At 63.4% G+C, this 20,272-nt stretch carries 14 protein-coding genes; 12 read left to right on the forward strand and 2 right to left on the reverse strand.

What is annotated here, in order from left to right; genetic code table 11:
- The first annotated feature begins 81 nt into the window (after window positions 1–81).
- The 3 genes from QZY67_RS03255 (at window position 82) to QZY67_RS03265 (ending at window position 3,878) form a co-directional block, all read left to right on the forward strand.
- On the forward strand, window positions 82–2,247 hold the full coding sequence (locus QZY67_RS03255; protein ID WP_295368516.1) for a Tex family protein: 2,166 nt from the start codon (window positions 82–84) through the stop codon (window positions 2,245–2,247).
- A 313-nt stretch (window positions 2,248–2,560) separates the two neighbouring features.
- The gene (locus QZY67_RS03260; protein WP_295368517.1) at window positions 2,561–3,487 is read left to right on the forward strand and encodes a helix-turn-helix domain-containing protein; all 927 of its coding nucleotides are present in this window, start codon (window positions 2,561–2,563) and stop codon (window positions 3,485–3,487) included.
- A gap of 10 nt (window positions 3,488–3,497) precedes the next feature.
- Window positions 3,498–3,878 (forward strand): metallopeptidase family protein, encoded by a 381-nt coding sequence (locus QZY67_RS03265; RefSeq protein ID WP_295368519.1) that lies wholly within the window; start codon window positions 3,498–3,500, stop codon window positions 3,876–3,878.
- 229 nt (window positions 3,879–4,107) lie between these two features.
- Here QZY67_RS03265 and QZY67_RS03270 read toward each other — a convergent pair whose 3' ends face one another.
- Together QZY67_RS03270 and QZY67_RS03275 are read right to left on the reverse strand one after the other, a co-directional pair.
- Window positions 4,108–5,058 (reverse strand): 4Fe-4S binding protein, encoded by a 951-nt coding sequence (locus QZY67_RS03270; RefSeq protein ID WP_295368520.1) that lies wholly within the window; start codon window positions 5,056–5,058, stop codon window positions 4,108–4,110.
- A gap of 55 nt (window positions 5,059–5,113) precedes the next feature.
- The gene (locus QZY67_RS03275) at window positions 5,114–6,742 is read right to left on the reverse strand and encodes an FAD-dependent oxidoreductase (RefSeq protein ID WP_295368521.1); all 1,629 of its coding nucleotides are present in this window, start codon (window positions 6,740–6,742) and stop codon (window positions 5,114–5,116) included.
- Window positions 6,743–6,883: 141 nt separating this feature from the next.
- On the opposite strand from QZY67_RS03275, the gene QZY67_RS03280 reads away from it, so the two are divergent.
- The 9 genes from QZY67_RS03280 to QZY67_RS03320 all read left to right on the forward strand — a co-directional run bounded on the left by QZY67_RS03280 (window position 6,884) and on the right by QZY67_RS03320 (window position 20,233).
- The gene (locus tag QZY67_RS03280) at window positions 6,884–7,816 is read left to right on the forward strand and encodes a LysR family transcriptional regulator (protein ID WP_295368522.1); all 933 of its coding nucleotides are present in this window, start codon (window positions 6,884–6,886) and stop codon (window positions 7,814–7,816) included.
- 147 nt (window positions 7,817–7,963) lie between these two features.
- Entirely contained in the window at window positions 7,964–8,491 is a 528-nt protein-coding gene (locus tag QZY67_RS03285; protein WP_294534689.1) for a pyridoxamine 5'-phosphate oxidase family protein, read from the forward strand.
- Between the two features lie 979 nt (window positions 8,492–9,470).
- The gene (locus QZY67_RS03290) at window positions 9,471–10,067 is read left to right on the forward strand and encodes a helix-turn-helix transcriptional regulator (protein WP_295368524.1); all 597 of its coding nucleotides are present in this window, start codon (window positions 9,471–9,473) and stop codon (window positions 10,065–10,067) included.
- Between the two features lie 225 nt (window positions 10,068–10,292).
- A complete protein-coding gene (glgB, locus tag QZY67_RS03295; RefSeq protein WP_295368525.1) occupies window positions 10,293–12,293 on the forward strand; it encodes a 1,4-alpha-glucan branching protein GlgB in 2,001 nt (666 codons plus the stop codon).
- 92 nt (window positions 12,294–12,385) lie between these two features.
- Window positions 12,386–13,600 (forward strand): glucose-1-phosphate adenylyltransferase, encoded by a 1,215-nt coding sequence (locus tag QZY67_RS03300; protein WP_294535514.1) that lies wholly within the window; start codon window positions 12,386–12,388, stop codon window positions 13,598–13,600.
- Window positions 13,597–14,715, forward strand: a complete 1,119-nt coding sequence (gene glgD, locus QZY67_RS03305; protein ID WP_294535517.1) for a glucose-1-phosphate adenylyltransferase subunit GlgD — start codon at window positions 13,597–13,599, stop codon at window positions 14,713–14,715. Before QZY67_RS03300 ends, glgD begins: the two co-directional genes overlap by 4 nt.
- A gap of 135 nt (window positions 14,716–14,850) precedes the next feature.
- Entirely contained in the window at window positions 14,851–16,287 is a 1,437-nt protein-coding gene (glgA, locus tag QZY67_RS03310; RefSeq protein WP_295368527.1) for a glycogen synthase GlgA, read from the forward strand.
- 119 nt (window positions 16,288–16,406) lie between these two features.
- Window positions 16,407–18,866, forward strand: coding sequence for a glycogen/starch/alpha-glucan phosphorylase (locus tag QZY67_RS03315; RefSeq protein WP_295368528.1), 2,460 nt, complete (start codon window positions 16,407–16,409; stop codon window positions 18,864–18,866).
- A 119-nt stretch (window positions 18,867–18,985) separates the two neighbouring features.
- Window positions 18,986–20,233: a sigma-70 family RNA polymerase sigma factor gene (locus QZY67_RS03320; RefSeq protein ID WP_295368529.1), complete on the forward strand. Its 1,248-nt coding sequence runs from the start codon at window positions 18,986–18,988 to the stop codon at window positions 20,231–20,233.
- Window positions 20,234–20,272 lie beyond the last annotated feature (39 nt).

A 20,272-nucleotide genomic window follows, 5' to 3' on the forward strand; every position in this document is an offset into this window, starting at 1 on the left:
GGGGAAATGCCGTAAAATATATCCCACAGGACAAGCCTGACGGCATTGCCGCCGGGCATTTCTATATGAAGGAGTTTTGCAATGGAGACCATTGTGCAGATTCTGGCCCGGGAGCTGGGCCGCAAGGAAGCGCATGTCCAGAATGTCGTCACCCTGCTGGACGAGGGGAACACCATCCCCTTTATCGCCCGGTACCGCAAGGAGATGCACGGCACCATGGACGACACCACCCTCCGCACCCTGGCCGACCGCCTGACCTACCTGCGCAGCCTGGACAAGCGGCGGGAAGAGGTCAAGGCCTCCATTGAGGGCCAGGGCAAGCTGACCGAGGCGCTGTCCGCCGCCATCGACGCCGCCGCCACCCTGGCGGAGGTGGAGGACCTGTACCGCCCCTACAAGCCCAAGCGCCGCACCCGGGCCACCATCGCCAGGGAGAAGGGGCTGGAGCCCCTGGCCCAGCTGCTCTTCGCCCAGGGCAGGGACTGCCCCGCCCCGGAGACGGCGGCGGCGGACTATGTGAACCCGGAAAAAGGCGTCAACTCGGTGGAGGAGGCCCTGGCTGGGGCGTCCGACATCATCGCCGAGGCTGTCAGCGACGACGCCAACCTGCGCAAGCGCCTGCGGGAGCTGTGGCGGAGCAAGGGCAGCCTGGTGTCCAAAGCCGCGGACAAGGAGCCGGAGGACACGGTGTACCGCCTGTACTACGACTTTACCACCCCGGTCTCCCGGGCCATGGGCCACCAGATTCTGGCCATCAACCGGGGTGAACGGGAGGGCGTGCTGAAGGTCTCGGTGGAGATGGACCGGGAGGCCGCCCTCATCGTGGTCCGCCGGGCGGTGCTGGCGCCCGGCGCCCCCTCCATGTCCTTTGTCCGCGCCGCCGCCGAGGACGCCTACGACCGGCTCATCGCCCCCAGCATTGAGCGGGAGATCCGCAGTCTCCTCACCGAGCAGGCCGACGAGGGGGCAATCAAAATGTTCGGCCTGAACCTGAAGCCCCTGCTGATGCAGCCGCCGGTGAAGGGCTTTGTCACCATGGGCCTGGACCCGGGCTACCGCAACGGCTGCAAGGTGGCGGTGGTGGACGGCACCGGCAAGGTGCTGGACACGGCGGTGGTCTACCCCACCTTCAGCGAGCGGAAGAAGGAGGAGGCCATCGACGTGCTCTCCCGGCTCATTAAAAAGCACGGCGTGGCCCACATCGCCATCGGCAACGGCACCGCCAGCCGGGAGACCGAGCAGATGGCGGTGGAGCTGATCAAGCGGCTGGGGGGCGGCGTGAGCTACATGATCGTCAGCGAGGCGGGAGCCAGCGTGTACTCCGCGTCCAAGCTGGCCGCCGAGGAGTTCCCCGAGTACGATGTGAACCTGAGAAGCGCCGTGTCCATCGCCCGGCGGCTCCAGGACCCTCTGGCCGAGCTGGTGAAGATCGACCCCAAGGCCATCGGCGTGGGCCAGTATCAGCACGACATGCCCCAGGCCCGGCTGGACGAGACCTTGTCCGGCGTGGTGGAGGACTGCGTCAACTCGGTGGGCGCCGACCTGAACACCGCCTCCGCCCCTCTGCTCACCCGGGTGGCGGGCCTCAACGCCACCACCGCGAAAAATATCGTCAAGTACCGGGAGGAGAACGGAGCCTTTACCTCCCGTAAGCAGCTGCTGAAGGTGCCCAAGCTGGGCCCCAAGGCCTTTGAGCAGTGCGCCGGCTTCCTGCGGGTGCCCGAGAGCGCCAACGTGCTGGACAACACCGGCGTCCACCCGGAGAGCTACGCCGCCGCCGGCAGGCTGCTGGAGCTGTGCGGCTACGGCATGGCCGACGTAAAGGCGGGCAACCTGGCCCAGCTGCCGGAGCGGGTGAGGGACTTCGGCGAGGAGAAGGCGGCCCAGGCCTGCGGCGTGGGCGTGCCCACCCTGCGGGACGTGGTGGGCGAGCTGATGAAGCCGGGCCGGGACCCCCGGGACGAGTTGCCCAAGCCCATCCTGCGCACCGACGTGATGGAGATGAAGGACCTGAAGCCGGGTATGGAGCTGACGGGTACGGTGCGCAATGTCATCGACTTCGGCGTGTTTGTGGACATCGGCGTCCACCAGGACGGCCTGGTGCACATCTCCCAGCTGGGGGCGGGCCGCCGGGTGAGGCACCCCAGCGAGGTGTGCGCCGTGGGGGACATCGTCACCGTCTGGGTGCTGGAGGTGGACGAAAAGAAGAAGCGTATTTCCCTCACCATGAAGAAGCCCCAGAGTTGACAGGGCTGTACAGGGACCCGCCGCCGGCGGGACGCGGCGAGCGCCGCGTACAAGCGTTTCGGCAGCGCCGAAACCTTGCCGCAGGGGCAATTCACTTGCCCCGAGGATGTAAAAATCCGGGGTCCCCGCACGGCCGCGGCCGTGTGGGGCGGACGAGAAGAAGCGCATCTCCCTCACCATGAAGCGCCCCTCCTGAGCCGAAATCGGCTCCGCAACCTGAAGTTGCGTGAAAAAATCCCCGCTGAAACGCCGGGTTGGTGGTAAAACCAGCCTCCTTCCGGCAAAATGATGCTGAAAGGAGTGACCATTCCAAATGACGCATTTTGAGCATAATCTGCCCATCCTCCGCCGCCGGGCCGGGTACACCCAGGAGAATCTGGCCGAAGCCCTGGGGGTGAGCCGCCAGGCGGTGAGCAAGTGGGAGAGCGGCCAGAGCCTGCCCGAGGCCGCCACCCTCCTCACCCTGGCCGACCTGCTCTCCTGCACGCTGGACCAGCTGATGCGGGAGGAGCTGTCCGCAGAGGACTTCCCCCCGCCCTCTGCCGCCGAGGCGGAGGCCGAGGAGGCCCGTTTCGCCCTCTTCGTGGCCTACGACCGGCATATGGACCGGTTCTCCGCCCTCATGTCCGCCGGGGTGTTTCTGTCCGTGGCCAGCATAGCCGCCCTGCTGGCGGGCTATCTGAACTGGGGAAATACCGGCATGATCGTGCTGCCCTTCTTCCTGTGCCTTGCGGCGGCGGTGTTTCTGTTTATCTGGGGCGGCATCGCCCACAGCGACTTCCGCAAGGCCCACCCGGAGGTGCCGCCCTTCTACAACCCGGAGGCCATCGCCGCCTTCCGGAAGCTGTTCCGGGCGGGCATCGCCGCCGCGGTGGCCGCCATCCTGGTGGCCGTGGCCATTCTGGTGGGGCTTTCGGTGCTGTGGCAGTTCCAGCCCAACGGGGGCGCGGCGGCCTGTACGGTCTTCTTTCTGATTGTAGCCGCCGCAGTGGGGGCCATCGTCTATCTGGGCATCCAGCACAGCAAGTACCACGGCAGCGGCGCCGCCCGGGCAGAGGGTGGCAGCGGCGAGTACGGACCTGACGGGCCCTCTGACCGCCGGTGTAGCCTCATCATGTCGGCGGCCACCATTATCTTTTTGATTGCGGGCCTGGTCTTCAACGCCTGGCATCCCGCCTGGGTGGTCTTCCCTGTGGGAGGCCTCCTCTGCGGCATGGTGGATGCCCCAGGCAGGAAATGAGAAGCGAGGGATGAACATGACCTTTGACGAGGCGGGGGAAGCTCTGGACCTCATGGCGGAGGAGTTCCCCGAGGAATTTTACGCCGGCCTTAACGGCGGCATCTCCCTGCTGCCCGACGAAAAGCCGGATCCGGAGTTTCCGCCGGGGGAGATGTATATTCTGGGCGAGTACTGCGACGACCAGATGGGCCGGTACATCCTCCTGTACTATGGCTCCTTCGCCGCCCTGGCGGAAAAGGAGCATTGGACGGAGGAGGACTGGGAGGAGGAGCTCTATACCACCCTGGCCCACGAGTTCACCCACCATATTGAGGGGCTGGCCGGGGAACGGGGCCTGGATTTGAAGGACGAGGCCTTTCTGGAGGCCTGGCGCGAAGAGCTTGGGCAATAGAACAGCAGCGTGTCGAAAAACCTCGGTTGAACAGAATCCGCCTGGACTGGGGCGGGGGAGCGCGGGGGGCAGCCGCCCGCCTCGCGTGGAATCGAATGCCCCGGACTTTTTTCGACAGCCTGGTAAATTTATTCTGAATCTTTTTCCACACATTCCCCTTCCCTGTGGACAAAAACGACCCCCTGTGCAGCGATTGTCCTGCACAGGGGGTCGTTTTTGTCTCTATGGCTCAGCAGGTTGCGCCGCCGGTGATGTGGAGCTGGGCGTCCAGAATGGCCTGCTTGCGGGCGAGGATGCCGTCGGAGAGAAGCTCCTGCTCCACGTGCTCAAAGCCCAGGCGCTCGATGGTGTCGGCAAAGCGCTCGCCGGTCCTGCCCTCCTCCCGGAAGAGGAGGATGGCCTTCTCGATGATGCTCAGAGCCTCCTCCTTGGTGGAGATCAGCTTGCTGAGGGGGCGTCCGGTGGCGGTGCGCTTGCCCCAGCGGCCGCCGATGTAGATCTTATAGGCAAAGGTGCCGCCGTCCATGGCGTCAAAGTAGCACTTGTCAATGCAGCGGCCGCAGTTGTTGCACAGCTCCTTGTCAATGGTCAGCTCGCCGCCGTCCAGCCTGGCCGCGCCCATGGGGCACACCTGGGCCACGCCGCATTTCTTGCAGCCGTTGCACTCCTCGCTGTCAAAGTTGGGGACCATCTGGCCGATGATGCCCAGGTCGTTCAGGTCGGGCTTGACGCAGTTGTTGGGGCAGCCGCCCACGGCAATTTTAAACTTGTGGGGCAGGCGGACGTTGCCGTAGCCCTTGTAGAACCGCTGGTGGATCTCCTCGGAGAGGGCGAAGGTGTCGTGGAGCCCGTACTGGCAGGTGGTGCCCTTACAGGCCACCACGGGGCGGACCTTGGAGCCGGTGCCGCCGGTCTCCAGCCCGGCCTGGGCGATATAGGCCCGGAAGGGCTCGATGTTGTCATAGTGGATGCCGGGTACCTCCACGGTCAGGCGGGTGGTGAAGGCCACGGTGCCGTTGCCGAATTTCTCGGCCGCCTCGGCGATGATCTGATTCTGCCTGGCGGTGATCTTCCCGTTTACCGTGATAATCCGTCCATTAAAGCAGTCGGTCCCCTTGTTGTGGAGAAAGCCGAAGGCTTTCACCCGCTTGATGTCCTCGGGCTTGATGGTGCAGGCCATAATTACCTCTCCTTATGTCATGTATGATGTTGTGTTTCAGCGCGGAACTTCTCGCTTATTTCACCAGCTCGGTGCCGTTGACGGTGGTGCCTCCCTCCAGCACCACGGTGTTGGGATAGCCCAGGGCCCGCAGCCGGTTCTGGGTCAGGTAGGCGCGGCGGCCCTTGGTGCACACCAGAAGGAGCTTGCTGTCCTTTTCCACCCCGTCCATCCCTGCGGGCAGGGCGGTAAAGTCCAGGAAGCGGGCGCCCTCAACGGCAGGCGCCTTACCCACGTCCAGCACCTGATACCCCTCCGCCTTTCCGGCCTGGAAATCGGCGGGGCCCATGCTCACCAGACGGCCGGAGAGCTTGTTGAGCAGGATCTGCACCGCGGCCACAAAGGGGTGGATGGCGGTGGAGAAGGGGGGCGCATAGGCCATGTCCATGTTGGCCAGGTCGGTCAGGCGGGCCTTCAGGGTGATGGCGGTGACGGCCACGTCCACCATCTTGTCCACCGCGCCCTCTCCCAGCACCTGGATGCCCAGCAGCCGCTGATCCGCACGGGCGGCGGTCAGCTTGACGATAAATTCGCCGGCGCCGGGGTAGTAGTGGGCCTTGTCGCCCAGCACGCACACCACGCTCTCGGCGTCAATGCCGGCGGCGGCAGCCTGGGCCGCGCTCATGCCGGTGCGCCCGGCGTTGAGGCCGGGCAGCTTGCACACGGCGGTGCCCAGCACGCCCTGATACTGGCTCTCGCCCCCCGCCAGGTTCACCGCGGCGCTGCGGCCGGCGATGTTGGCGGTGGAGCCCATGGGGGACCAGGCCGGGGCTCCGATGATCAGGTTGTGGACCATGGCGCAGTCGCCCACGGCCCAGACGGCCGGGTCGCTGGTCCGGCCGTGGAAGTCGGTGAGGAGGGTGCCCTTCACCATGTCCAGGCCGCTGTCCGCCAGCCAGGCGGTGTTGGGCCGGATGCCGGTGGACAGCACCACCAGATCGGCCTTCATCTTCCGGCTCTCGCACAGGACCTTCTCCACCTTCCCCTCGCCGGTGATGGCGGTGACCCGCTCGTTGGTGAAGACCATAACGCCCTGGTCGGCCAGACGGTCCTCGGCCCAGGCGGCCATCTCCTGGTCAAAGCCGGGGAGGATCTGGGGCGCCATCTCCAGCACAGTGGTGCGGATGTCCCGGGCGGCCAGGTTCTCCGCGGCCTCCAGGCCGATGTAGCCGCCGCCCACCACCACGGCCCGGCGGACCTGGCCGCTCTCGGCGGCCAGGCGCAGGGCTGCGGCATCCTCGGGGGTGCGGAGGAAGAATACGTTCTCCAGATCCACGCCGGGAATGGGCGGCGCCACGGGAGAGGCGCCCACAGCCAGCACCAGCTTGTCATAGCCGTACACGGTCTCGCTGCCGTCGGAGAGGTTTCTGGCGGTGACGGTCCTGGCGGACCGGTCCAGGGCCACGGCCTCCACGCCGCACTTCACCGCCACGCCGGTGAGCTTCTCGAACTGGGCGGGCGTATTGACAATCAGCTCCCCACGGTCGGCGATGACGCCGCCCACGTAGTAGGGCAGGCCGCAGCCGGCGTAGGAGATATCCTCACCCCTGTTGAGAATGGTCACTTCCGCCGAGGGGTCCTCCCGCTTGAGCTTGGCGGCCGTCTTTGTGCCCGCGGCCACGCCGCCGATAACCAAAACCTTCACTGGAATCTCCATCCTTTCCGGCGGGCGCCCCGCCTTTGGCAGTATTGTTTTCATTTTATCACTTGTTCTGCCATTGGTAAAATAGTAAAATCGGATAGAGGCAATCAGAAAAGCCGATACCGGCAAGAGGAGGGGTATCCGTTGATCACCATCCGCCACCTGAAAATTTTTCTCACCGTGGCTGAGACCCGAAACATGAGCGAGGCGGCCGCCCGGCTCTATGTGTCCCAGCCCACGGTCTCCCAGACCATCGGCGAGCTGGAGAAGATGTACAAAGCCCGGCTCTTTGAGCGCTACCCCAAGGAGCTCTTTCTCACCGAGGCGGGCCGCACCCTCCGCGCCCAGGCCCTGCTGGCGGTGGAGGCCTTTGACCGGCTGGACGAGGTCATGAAAGGCGAAGGGGAGCGGCCCTCCCTGCGGATTGGGGCCACCCTCACCGTGGGCAGCACGGTGCTGTGCTCCATTCTGGACGAGCTGCGGTCGGTCCGGCCCAACGTGGATCTGTCGGTCCGGGTGGACAACACCCGCACCATTGAAACCCTGCTCCTCCAGAACGAGCTGGACGCGGCCATTGTGGAGGGCATTATCCGCAGGGAGGAAATCCTCTCCTCCCCCATCATCAGCGACTGCCTCATCCTGGTCTGCGCCCCAGACCACCCCTTTGCCGCACGGAAATCGGTGGAGGCGGAGGAGCTGGCCGGGCAGCCCTTTATCCTCCGGGAGCAGGGCAGCGGCACCCGGGCCCTCTTTGAGTCCTTCATGGCCCGCCGCCGCCTGCCTCTGAGCGCCAAGTGGGAGTGCAGCAGCGCCACCGCCATCAAGCAGGCCGTCATGCGGGGCTATGGGCTGAGCGTCCTCTCCGCCCGGCTGGTCAGCGGAGAGCTCTCCCGGGGTGAGCTCTGTCGGGTCAATGTGGAGGGCTGCGTCTGGCAGCGCTCCTTCCTGCTGTGCTGCCACCGCAATAAGGTTATCAGCGATACCCTCCGCCGCTTCCTGGACATCGCCGCCTCCTTCTCCTCCTACGGCGCCCCCTGCCCCATGGAGGAGCAGGGGCTGATCCATGATCATATTTGACAATTTTTCTGCTTTATAACATTTTGTTCATGTATTTTATGCGCATTTTATACATTTTTGATTTGACAATTTTCTGACAATGCGATAAAATACAATTGTTTCCCAATCAGACAGTTCTATCCGTTATTTGAAGGAAGGAGTCCCACCATGAAAAAGAACGCGCTTGTCCTTGCCGCCCTGGCCGGCGTCATGGCCCTCAGCCTCACCGCCTGCAGCCAGCCCGCCGGCGGCGACACCTCCGGCGGCACCCCCAGCACCGACGCCGTCACCACCGCCTCCGTTACCACCGGCCTGTACGGCAATATGAGCCAGCAGGAGCTGCTGGACGCCATCGCCGCTTACAGCGGTGTGTCCGTGGTGTCTACCGTCAATGCCGACGGCACCCCCAACATCGCCATCTTCACCCCCGGCGCAGCCGGCGATGACAGCCATATCGTGTTCGGTCTTGCCGACAACGCCACCAAGGCCAACCTGCTCCGTGACAAGGTGGCCAAGATGGTGTTTGATATTCCCAACACCGCCGCCGAGACCAAGGAGGAGCGCCATCAGGGCGCCGTGGTCAAGCTGGAGCTGGAGGAGGACCAGGATGTCCTGGCCGATCTGATGGCCAGCAACGACCGCATCACTGAGAATTCCCTGGTCTGCCGCATTGTAGAAGTGCTGCCTGTGGGCTGAGTCCCAGCCTGCCAAACAGACGTTCCGCCGCCCCTGTCCGAGGCTTCTCGGCTCAGGGGCGGCTTTTTTCTCCCGCGCCCCTCCCCTGTCATATACTGGGGCGGAGGTTTTTGCTATGAATTACTTTTTCGGCAACCCAAATCTCAGCCGTCCGTTCTGCCCCTGGTCCACTGTCACGGTATGCCCCATTCCCGGACCGACCGGCCCAACCGGACCTGCGGGGGCCGACGGCCAAACCGGTCAGACCGGACCCACAGGGGCGGCCGGCCCAACTGGACCTGCCGGACTAATAGGGCCGACAGGACCAGCCGGGACCACGGGACCAGCAGGATCCACAGGACCAGCCGGACCCACAGGACCAGCCGGACCCACAGGACCAGCCGGATCCACGGGACCAACCGGATCCACGGGACCAACCGGGCCCACAGGCCCTGCCGGCGCCACTGGTCCCGTCCAGCCCGCCGTATACGGAAATTTCTCCAGCAGCGCAGCCCAGACCTTCTCCACCCCCCTCTATGGTTCTATTACCTTCGACCAATTTAATGGAAAAGGCATTACCCAGAGCGCCAGCGGCCAGTACGCCGTTATCCAGACGGCCGGGCTCTATCTCATTAGCTTCGGCGCACTAACCAATACTGATCTGCCCCACTATATCACCATCGGCGTCACCCCCGGCGGCTATCTCCCCTGGGCCCGCACGCCTCTTTCCAACGGCGTGCTGGTGAGCCGTACCATTGCTGTGCCTCTGCTGCCCGGCTTTCTCGTTGGCATCCATGTGGACTCCGCCGACAACAATACCACAGTCTCCCTCCCTGCCACACCCGCTTACTCCAACGCCTTCCTTACTCTGACGCTGGCAGGCCCTTATCCAATTCCCTGATTTTTACAGATAGCAGCTCTATTTTTCAATTGTAAATTCCCTCCATACCTGCTACAATAACAGAAGAGTAAATTTCAGTTACGCAGGGAGGGAACATCTATGACCCTTGGTCAGAAGATCCGCGAGGCACGTCAGAGCAAGGGGATGACCCAAAAGGAGCTGGTGGGGGACTATATTACCCGCAATATGCTCTCCAAAATTGAAAATGACAGCGCCATCCCTTCCGTCCGCACCCTGGAGTACCTGGCCGGGGCGCTGGGTTTTCCCACCGGATACTTTCTCTCCGGTGCGCCGGTATCCGACGGCACCGCCCCCGACGGGCTGGACGAGGCCCGGGCCGCCTACCGGGAGCACCGCTGGGCCGACTGTCTCGCCGCTCTGGATACCGACAACAAGGCGGGCACCACCGACGAGGGGTATCTGCTCCACGCCCTCGCCGGCGCAGCCGCTGCCCGCGAGGCGCTGGACGCCGGCAGCCTGGTGGAGGCCAGAGAACTGGCTGAGAACGCCCAATACTACAATCAGGAGGGCATGTACGGCAGCGCCTGGCTCTCCGCCGAACTGTCCCTGATTCTGGGGACCTGCCTCACCCGTCTGGGCGAGGAGGGCTACGCCCAGCAGCGGGCCGCCTTCCTCCGCGCCTTTGAGGACATCGAGCGGGATCACCAGGCTGCCTCCGGCAGGCAGACGGATTGATCCGGATCCGTCTGCCTTTTTTTGCAGTGTTTTCCCCTGTTTGAGTCCATACTTCAGACCTTTTAACTTTTTACTGGTTCTGCACTTGACTGGCAACTTGTATTGTTGTATAATTTATACAAATTAATTCCGTTGAAAACAGTCATTTGTGTCAATTCGACATTCAAAATCGCTCATAAACGCTTTATTTTGCAAGTTTTTTCCAATTTTCTGGAGGTGTTCCCTATGACCCGCACGGATCAAGCAAGCCCCACCCCCCAGCAGCCTGACACACCGCTTTTCCATTTTTTGCATGGGGATAACTGCCACGCACAGGACTATTTGGGCGCTCACCCCGCCAATCAGGACGGGCAGGACGGATATGTCTTCCGCGTCTGGGCGCCCCATGCCAGGGGCGTATCCGTGATGGGCGACTTCAACGGCTGGAGTGAGGAGTCCCACCCCATGAACCGCCTGGAGGGCGGCGTGTGGGAGCTGTTCATCCCGGGCATGAAGCAGTACGACACCTATAAATACGCCGTCCACGCCCGGGACGGCCGGGTTCTGGCCAAGTCCGACCCCTACGCCTTCCACGCCGAGACCCGCCCCGGCAACGCCTCCAAGCTCTACGACCTGTCCGGCTACCAGTGGGGCGACCAGAAATGGCTGGAGTACCGGAAGGCCCATCCGATTTACCACAATCCGCTGAATATTTACGAGATGCACCTGGGCTCCTGGCGTAGGACCGGCGAGGGCGAGTTCCTCAGCTACCGGGATATGGCGGGCTGGCTGGTGCCCTATGTAAAAGAGATGGGCTTCACCCATGTGGAGCTGATGCCCGTTACCGAGCACCCCCTGGACGCCTCCTGGGGCTACCAGTGCACCGGCTACTTTGCCGCCACCAGCCGCTTCGGCGTTCCCCACGACCTGATGTACCTCATCGACCAGCTCCACCAGGCCGGCGTGGGCGTGATTCTGGACTGGGTACCCGCCCATTTCCCAAAGGACGCCTTCGGCCTGTACGAGTTTGACGGCGAGCCCTGCTACGAATACGCAGACCCCCGGAAGGGCGAGCATGCCGACTGGGGCACCCGTGTGTTTGACTACGACCGGAAGGAGGTCCGCTCCTTCCTGTTCTCCTCCGCCCTCTTCTGGCTGGAGCAGTACCACATCGACGGCCTGCGGGTGGACGCCGTGGCCTCCATGCTCTACCTGGATTACAGCCGTCAGAGCGGCGAGTGGGTGCCCAACAAGTACGGCGGCCATGAGAATCTGGAGGCCATCGACTTCCTGCGCACCCTCAACACCCATATCTTTGTCCCCCACCCCGATGTGCTGATGATTGCCGAGGAGTCCACCGCCTGGCCCCTGGTATCCCACCCGGTGGAGGAGGGCGGCCTGGGCTTCAATCTGAAGTGGAACATGGGCTGGATGAACGACATCACCCACTACATGAAGCTGGACCCCTACTTCCGGCAGTTCAACCACAAGGACATCACCTTCTCTCTGATGTACGCCTTCTCGGAGAACTTCATCCTCCCCCTGTCCCACGACGAGGTGGTCCACATGAAGGGCTCCTTCCTCAACAAGATCCCCGGCCCCTACGAGGAGAAATTCGCCGGCGTCCGGGCCTTCTATACCTACATGCTGGCCCACCCGGGCAAGAAGCTGCTGATGATGGGCAGCGAATTCGGCCAGTGGAACGAGTGGCACTATGAGTACTCCCTGGACTGGCACCTGCTGGAGAACAAGGAGAACCAGGACATCAAGGCCTTCTTCCAGGCGGCCAACGCCTTCTATCTGGAGAACAAGCCCCTGTGGGATCTGGACTTCTCCTGGGAGGGCTTCCAGTGGATCTGCGCCGACGACAACCAAAACAACTGCGCCTCCTTCCTGCGGAAGGATCGCAAGGGGGATTTCGTGCTGGCCGTGTGCAATTTCTCGCCGGTTCACCGGCCGGGATACCGGCTGGGCGTCCCCTACCGGGGCACCTATCAGTGCGTGTTCAACTCCGACGACGAGCGCTTCGGCGGATCCGGCCTGGGCGACAAGGAGCCGCTGAGCTCCGAGGATATCCCCATGCACGGCCAGGAGCAGTCTCTGGTGATTGATATTCCCCCCATGAGCGGCGTGATTTACCGGTGCACCCGGAAGAAGCCGGCCCTCAGGAAAAAGGCCGCCAAGGCGGGGGGCGCCGTCAAGCTGACCCCCGTGGGCAAGAAGCGTTCCACGGCCAAAAAATCCTGATTTTTCTTCGGAGCGGCTCTTTCAGGCACTCCGCCCCGATGGAAAGGTAAATACCCAGGCGAATTACCACCAAATAAGCAGAGGTGTTAGGAATGAAAAAGGAATGTGTCGCCATGCTGCTGGCTGGCGGACAGGGCAGCCGTCTCTACGCCCTGACCAGCCATGTGGCAAAACCCGCCGTCCCCTTTGGGGGGAAGTACCGCATCATCGATTTCCCACTCTCCAACTGCATCAACTCCGGCATTGACACCGTGGGCGTCCTGACCCAGTATCAGCCCCTGGAGCTCAACGCCTACCTGGGCAACGGCCAGCCCTGGGATCTGGACCGGTCCGACGGCGGCGTGCATGTGCTGCCGCCCTACGTCCAGAAGGGCGACTCCGGCACCTGGTACAAGGGCACCGCCAACGCCATCTACCAGAACATCGGCTTCCTGCAGCTGTATGATCCCGACTATGTGCTGATCCTCTCGGGCGACCACATCTACAAGATGGACTACGGCGCCATGCTGGCCTACCATAAGGAGAAGGGCGCTGCCTGCACCATCTCCGTGCTGGAGGTCCCCATGGAGGAGGCCAGCCGCTTCGGCATCATGAACGTGGATGAGGAGGACAACATCTACGAGTTCCAGGAGAAGCCCAAGGAGCCCAAGAGCAACCTGGCCTCCATGGGCATCTACATCTTCACCTGGTCCAAGCTGCGGGACTATCTCATCGCTGACGAGGCCAACCCCAATTCCTCCAATGACTTCGGTCACGACATCATCCCCGCCATGCTGGGCGCCGGCGAGAAGATGTCCGCCTACCGCTTCAAGGGTTACTGGAAGGACGTGGGCACCATCAGCTCCCTGTGGGACGCCAATATGGACATGCTGTCCATCGGCACCGGTATCGACCCCTACGACCCCAGCTGGCCCATCTACGCCCGCTCGCCAACCAAGCCCCCTCATTTCACCGGCCCCGACGCCAAGCTCACCCACTCCATGGTCACCGGCGGCTGCGAGGTGTACGGCACCGTTGAAAATTCCGTGCTGTTCCACTCCGTCATTGTGGAGCCCGGCGCCACCGTGCGCTACTCCATCCTGATGCCCGGCACCGTGGTCAAGGCCGGCGCCACCGTGGACTACACCATTGTGGCGGAGAACGCGGTCATCGGCCGCGGCGCCTCCGTGGGCGCGCCGCCTCCGCCCAGCGGTACAGGAGACTGGGGCATCACTGTGGTTGCCCAGGACATTGAGGTGGGCGACGGCGCCCACGTACCCGCCAACGCTATGATTACCCGGAATGTGAAAGGGGGTGCTGCGGAATGATGAACAAGCTGCACGGCATCATTTTCGCTTATCGCTCCAACGCTGACCTGCGGGAGCTGACCCAGGTGCGCAACACCTGTTCCGTGCCCTACGGCGGCCGCTACCGCATCATTGACTTCATGCTCTCCAACTTTGTCAACGCCGGCATTGTGGACGTGGGCATCATCGTCCACGCCAACTATCAGTCCCTGCTGGACCACCTGGGCTCCGGCAAGGACTGGGACCTGTCCCGCAAGCACGGCGGCCTGCGCATCCTGCCCCCCTTCGGCTACGCCAACAAGCAGCGGGGCGGCGTGTGCCGGGGCCGTATGGACGCGCTGGAGGGCGTCTACTCCTACCTGAAGAACATCAAGCAGGAGCATGTGGTGCTGGCCGGCGGCGACATCGCCGTCAACCTGCCCATGCGGGAGATCTATCAGCAGCACATCAAGAGCGGCGCCGATATCACCGCCGTGTGCACCCGCAACCCCAAGGGCGATCCCCGCTCCTCTGATTACTTCACCATCGGCGACGACGGCCGGATCACCGACGTGTCCGTCCACCCCTACGCCCCGGTGGGCTGCGAGTCCCTGGAGGTATACATCCTCTCCAAGAGCCTGCTGCTCTCCCTGGTGGACCAGTGCGCCGCCCACAACAGCCCCTCCTTCAGCCAGGACGTGCTCCAGGCCATGGTCCACACCCTGAAGATCGTCCCCTACATCTTCGACGGCTATGCCGCCCGGCTCCAGTCTGTCCCCAGTTACTTTGCCCGCAGCATGGAGCTGCTGGACCCCGCCGTCCGGGCCGACCTGTTTGTGCCCGAGCGCCCCGTCAAGACCAAGGACCAGTCCAACCCCTCCACCTACTACGGGGAGCAGGGCAGCTCGGTCAACTCGCTGCTGGCCGACGGCTGCATCATCGAGGGCACCGTGCGCAACTCCATCCTCTTCCGCGGCGTGCGGGTGGAGGCGGGCGCCCTGGTGGAGAACTGCATCCTGATGCAGGGCACCACCATTCAGCAGGGCGCTGTCCTCAAGTACACCATCACGGACAAGAACGTCCACGTCAACCCCGGCCGGATGCTCATGGGCCATGAGACCTATCCCCTGGCCATCGCCAAGGACGAAACTGTATAAAAACATTACCGGCGGCCGGCGAACCGCCGAAAACGCGAGAGACGGGGCCGGACAGGCTTCGTCTCTCGTGCTTGTCCTCCCAAAACTTTAATTCACCGGCCTCCAGCGGCGGCCGGTTCTGAAAGGAGCTCCCATATGAATATCCTCTTTGCCTCCTCCGAGGTAGCCCCCTTCATCAAGACTGGCGGACTGGCGGACGTGGCCGGCTCCCTGCCCAAAGCGCTGGCCGCCCATGGCCATGACGTGCGGGTCATTCTCCCCCTCTACGAGGGCATCGGGCAGGACTGGCGCAGCCGGATGACCTACCTGTGCAATTTCCACGTCCACCTGGCCTGGCGCACCCCCTACTGCGGCATCTTCGAGCTGAAGCGGGACGGCGTCACCTACTACTTTGTGGACAACGAGTACTACTTCAAGCGCGCCCAGATCTACGGCCATTATGACGACGGCGAGCGCTTCGCCTTCTTCTCCCGGGCCATCATCGAGACGCCCGGGCATGTGGGCTTCCAGCCCGACGTGATCCACTGCAACGACTGGCAGACCGCTCTGGTGCCCATCTACCTGCTGGAGGAGCGCCATGTGGTGCCCGAGCTGCGGGACGCCAAGAGCGTATACACCATTCACAACATTGAGTACCAGGGCCGGTACGGCAGCCAGGTGCTCAAGGACCTGCTGGGCCTGGCACCGGGCTACCTCAACGAGCATATGCTGGAGTACCACGGGGACGTGAACCTGATGAAGGGCGCCATCTATGCCGCCGACTACGTCACCACCGTCTCCCCCACCTACGCCCAGGAGCTCCAGTACGCCTTCTACGCCCACGGCCTGGAGGGGGTCATCGCCGACAACCGGAACAAAATCCGGGGCATTCTCAACGGCATTGACACCGAGCTGTACACCCCGGCCGGCGGCAGCGGCCTGGCCGCCGCCTTCACCGCCGACGACCTGTCCGGCAAGAAGGCCTGCAAGGCCGCCCTTCAGCAGGCCTGCGGCCTGAACCAGGACCCGGACGTGCCCATCATCGCCTGCATCTCCCGTCTGGTCAAGCACAAGGGCTTTGACATGGTCACCGCCTCCATCCACGAGATTATGAAGATGAACGTGCAGATGGTGGTGCTGGGCACCGGCGACTGGAACTATGAGGAGGCCTTCCGCCACGCGGCGGCCCAGTACCCCGGCCGCTTCGCCGCCCACATGATGTACTCCGCCTCCCTGTCCACCGCCATCTACGGCGGCGCCGACCTGTTCCTCATGCCCAGCGAGGCCGAGCCCTGCGGCCTGTCCCAGATGATCGCCATGCGGTACGGTACCGTCCCCGTGGTGCGGGAGACCGGCGGCCTGAGGGACACCGTGCTGCCCTACAACAAGTTCACCGGCCAGGGCCGGGGCTTCACCTTCGCCAACATCAGCGCCCACGACATGATGTGGGTCCTCCACGAGGCCGTGGATCTGTACCACAACAACCCCAAGGCCTGGCGCTGCCTGATGCGCTCCGGCATGACCGCCGACTTCTCCTGGGGCAAATCCGCCGGCGAGTATCTGGAGATTTACGGCTGGATTACCGGAAAATGAGCCATAGTTTTTGTCTTAATCTCCGATTTTGTCCCTGTTACATTGACATTAAATAACTCCTTGTGGTAAAATAGGTCGCTGTTACCAGGACAGCTATATCTGTTTTCCCAGCCTATTTTATGTTTAGGAGATGCGTTCCCTTGCATAATTATACAAAGACCGAATTGACCAATCTGATTACCGGAAAGCTGCGCCGCAACTTTGGCCGCGACGTGGATGAGGCCACTGTGCCTCAGATGTTCAAGGCCTGCGCCATGGTGCTGCGGGACATTATGTCCGCCCATGAGCTGGAGACCGAGGACCGGGTGAAGAACAGCCATGCCCGCCAGGTCCACTACCTGTCCCTGGAGTTCCTCATGGGCCGCTCCCTGATGAAGAACGCCTACAACCTGGGCGTGCTGGAGCCCCTGACCCAGGCCATTGAGTCCCTGGGCTTCTCCGCCGCCGACCTGTTCGAGGCCGAGCCCGACGCCGGCCTGGGCAACGGCGGCCTGGGCCGCCTGGCCGCCTGCTATCTGGACTCCATGACCACCCTGGAGATCCCCGCCACCGGCTATTCCATCTGCTATGAGCTGGGCATCTTCAAGCAGAAGATCGTGGACGGCCAGCAGGTGGAGCTGGCGGACAACTGGCTGGGCCTGGGCGACGCCTGGCTCATCCCCAAGGTCGACGAGACCGAGACCGTCCACTTCGGCGGCAAGGTCAGGGGCTACTGGGATGAGAACGGCCGCCACCGGGTGGCCTATGAGGGCGGCACCGACGTGCTGGCCATCCCCAAGGACATGGAGATCGCCGGCTACGGCACCGACCACGTCAACGTGCTGCGGCTGTGGGACGCCAAGAGCCCCGTACCCGTGGATATGTCCCTCTACTCCCGGGGCGAGTACCTGAAGGCGGTGGAGCAGCAGGCCATGGCCGAGGTCATCGCCAAGGTCCTCTACCCCGACGACAACCACTACGAGGGCAAGTCCCTGCGGCTGAAGCAGCAGTACTTCTTTGTCTCCGCCACCATCCAGTCCATCGTGCGCAAGCACCGGGCCCAGTACGGCACCCTGCACAACTTCCACCAGAAGCATGTCATCCAGATCAACGACACCCACCCCACGCTGGTGATCCCCGAGCTGATGCGGATCCTGCTGGACGAGGAGGGCTACACCTGGGATGACGCCTGGTATATCGTCACCCACACGGTGGCCTACACCAACCACACCGTCATGATCGAGGCCCTGGAGCGCTGGCCCCAGGAGCTGGTCCAGACCCTGCTGCCCCGTATCTGGGAGATTATCGTCGAGATCTCCAACCGCTGGCAGCAGCGCCTCACCGAGGCCTTCCACGGCGACATGGGCCGCGTGGAGCGCAACGCCATTGTCTGGGGCGGCGACGTGCGCATGGCCAACATGTGCGTGTGCGCCTGCTACGCGGTCAACGGCGTGTCCGCCCTCCACTCCGACATCCTGAAGAAGGATCTGTTCCGGGATATCTACGCCCTCACGCCCGAGAAGTTCCAGAACGTGACCAACGGCATCGACCACCGCCGCTGGCTGTCCCAGTGCAACCCCAAGCTGGACGCCCTCATCAAGGACTGCACCGGCGGGGACGACTACCTGCTCCGGCCTGAGGCCATGAAGAAGCTGGAGAAGTACAAGGACGACGCCGGCGTGCTCTCCCGCCTGGGCAAAATCAAGGCGGAGAACAAGCAGGCCTTTGCCGCCTACGTGGCCAGGGAGAGCGGCGTCATTCTCAACACCGACGCCATCTTCGACGTGCAGGTCAAGCGCCTCCACGAGTACAAGCGGCAGCTGCTCAACGTGATGCACATCGTCTACCTGTACCAGCGCCTCAAGAGCGATCCCCACTTCACCTTTACTCCCCGGGTGTATCTCTTCGGCGCCAAGGCGGCCCCCGGCTACTATGTGGCCAAGGAGATCGTCCACCTCATCAACTCCCTGTCCGCCACCATCAACGCCGATCCGGCCTGTAAGGACCGGCTGCAGGTGGTGTTCCTGGAGAACTACCGGGTCAGCCTGGCCGAGCAGCTCATGCCCGCCAGCGAGCTGAGCGAGCAGATCTCCACCGCCGGCAAGGAGGCCAGCGGCACCGGCAACATGAAGTTCATGATGAACGGCGCCCTGACCATCGGCACCCTGGACGGCGCCAATGTGGAGATGCACCAGCAGCTGGGCGACGAGAACATCTTCCTCTTCGGCCTGAAGGCCGACGAGGTGGTGGAGCTCAAGCAGCGCGGCTACAAGCCCTATGAGTACTACGTGGGCTCCCCCAGCATGAAGGCCGTGCTGGACCAGATTGCCCGCGGCTTCAACGACGGCGTCAGCTACACCAACCTGACCAACCGGCTCCTCTTCGGCCAGAACGGCAGCGCCCCCGACGAGTACCTGCTGCTGGCTGACTTTGAGAGCTATAAGAACGCCCACCAGCGGGCCGGCGAGGCCTATCTGGACCAGAAGGCCTGGAACCGGATGTCCCTCATCAACATCGCCCGATCCGGCATCTTTGCCGCCGACCGCTCCATCCGGGACTACGCCGACAACATCTGGCATGTCCCCACCCGGGAGCTGTAAGCAGTCCCCTCAGCCGCCTGTCCCTCTCCGAGGGGCAGGCGGCTTTTCTCTTTTTTCTCCTCCCACGCAATCAAATCCCCTCCCACGCTGTTTTATAGGTAGAAGGGAGTTGAAAGGCTATGCTCACCCTGCAAGGTTCCCCCCTCTCCTGGGAGGAGGTTCTGGACCGGTACAGCCCCCTGGTCTTCCGTCTGGCCTGGCAGTCCCTGGGCAACCGGCAGGACGCCGAGGACGCGGCCCAGGAGGTTTTTGTGGCCCTGGTCCGGTCCAGCCCCGCCTTCCGGGACGAGACCCACCTCCGGGCCTGGCTCATCCGCGCCACCTCCCACCGCTGCAAAAACCTGGCCACCTCCGCCTGGAAGCGGCACACCGTCCCCCTGGACCCGGGCTATACCTCCGCCCAGACCCTGGAGAAAATCGCCTGGTCCGCCCCGGTGGGCATGGGCATGGGCGGCTCGGATGACACCTGCGGCTCCTTTATGGTGCATGACCTGGAGGAGATGACGGGCGTCAACCCCACCCTGGACAATACGGACAGGATGAAAGAGCTGCCTGTATACAAAAATCCTATCCCCAGCGAGGAGGAACAGCTCCGGTTCGCCCAAAATGTCGCCGCCGCTCTGGGGACTGAGATCACCGATTATGAGAGCAGCGGCCCGGAAACCGGCTCGCCCTACCGCTTCTTCTCCGCGGATATGGCCGACGGCGGACGGATGACCATGGAAAATCTCATCAGCTGCCATGTCTGGCTGCCGGAGCGTCTGTCCCTCCCCGACTGGGCGGACACCCTGGAAAAGGCCGCCCCCCTGCTGTGGGAGCAGCTGGCTCCCCTGGCCGGGTTTGACAGCCCCGCCCTGGAGGTGACCACCCATTACGACATCTACGGCGAACAGATCCAGAATTTCTTCTGGTTCCGCCATGACCCGGAGGACTCCCTCACCGACCAGCTGCTGGACTACTGCTTCAACCGCATCGGGGATAGATTTTGGTACGAGTCGGATGGCGGCATGTCCGCCTTCCACCTCCCCTGCTGGCCCACTGAGGAGGGCGTTCTCTACCCCATCCGCACGGCGGAGGAGGCGGTGGCGGACTTCCGCGCCGGGGATTACCTGGGCATGGACGCCCCCACCGACGGCGAAAACGCCCAGATCCTCCATGTGGAGCTGGTGTATCTGAACCAGAGCTACCAGTCCTACATCCAGCCCGCCTACCGCATCACCTACACCCAGGACTACTGGGACGAGACAAAAATCATGGCCAAGGCCCCCGACCCGGAGTCCTTCTCCAGCGTCAGCGTGGCCTACGTCCCGGCTGTGGCGGACGAGTATCTGGAGGAGCTGGACGTGCAGTACATGCCCAACACCTGATATCCCGCAAGCGGGGCGGCCTTTCTGGCAGGCCGCCCC

The organism is uncultured Pseudoflavonifractor sp. (assembly GCA_904419835.1).
GTDB lineage: Bacteria > Bacillota > Clostridia > Oscillospirales > Oscillospiraceae > Pseudoflavonifractor.

Excerpts from the sequence above, each read along its gene's own strand:
- QZY67_RS03255 (WP_295368516.1), top strand. The coding sequence starts at position 82 with ATGGAGACCATTGTGCAGATTCTGGCCCGGGAGCTGGGCCGCAAGGAA.
- QZY67_RS03260 (WP_295368517.1), top strand. The coding sequence starts at position 2,561 with ATGACGCATTTTGAGCATAATCTGCCCATCCTCCGCCGCCGGGCCGGG.
- QZY67_RS03265 (WP_295368519.1), top strand. The coding sequence starts at position 3,498 with ATGAACATGACCTTTGACGAGGCGGGGGAAGCTCTGGACCTCATGGCG.
- QZY67_RS03270 (WP_295368520.1), bottom strand. The coding sequence starts at position 5,058 with ATGGCCTGCACCATCAAGCCCGAGGACATCAAGCGGGTGAAAGCCTTC.
- QZY67_RS03285 (WP_294534689.1), top strand. The coding sequence starts at position 7,964 with ATGAAAAAGAACGCGCTTGTCCTTGCCGCCCTGGCCGGCGTCATGGCC.
- QZY67_RS03290 (WP_295368524.1), top strand. The coding sequence starts at position 9,471 with ATGACCCTTGGTCAGAAGATCCGCGAGGCACGTCAGAGCAAGGGGATG.
- glgB (WP_295368525.1), top strand. The coding sequence starts at position 10,293 with ATGACCCGCACGGATCAAGCAAGCCCCACCCCCCAGCAGCCTGACACA.
- QZY67_RS03300 (WP_294535514.1), top strand. The coding sequence starts at position 12,386 with ATGAAAAAGGAATGTGTCGCCATGCTGCTGGCTGGCGGACAGGGCAGC.
- glgD (WP_294535517.1), top strand. The coding sequence starts at position 13,597 with ATGATGAACAAGCTGCACGGCATCATTTTCGCTTATCGCTCCAACGCT.
- glgA (WP_295368527.1), top strand. The coding sequence starts at position 14,851 with ATGAATATCCTCTTTGCCTCCTCCGAGGTAGCCCCCTTCATCAAGACT.
- QZY67_RS03315 (WP_295368528.1), top strand. The coding sequence starts at position 16,407 with ATGTTTAGGAGATGCGTTCCCTTGCATAATTATACAAAGACCGAATTG.
- QZY67_RS03320 (WP_295368529.1), top strand. The coding sequence starts at position 18,986 with ATGCTCACCCTGCAAGGTTCCCCCCTCTCCTGGGAGGAGGTTCTGGAC.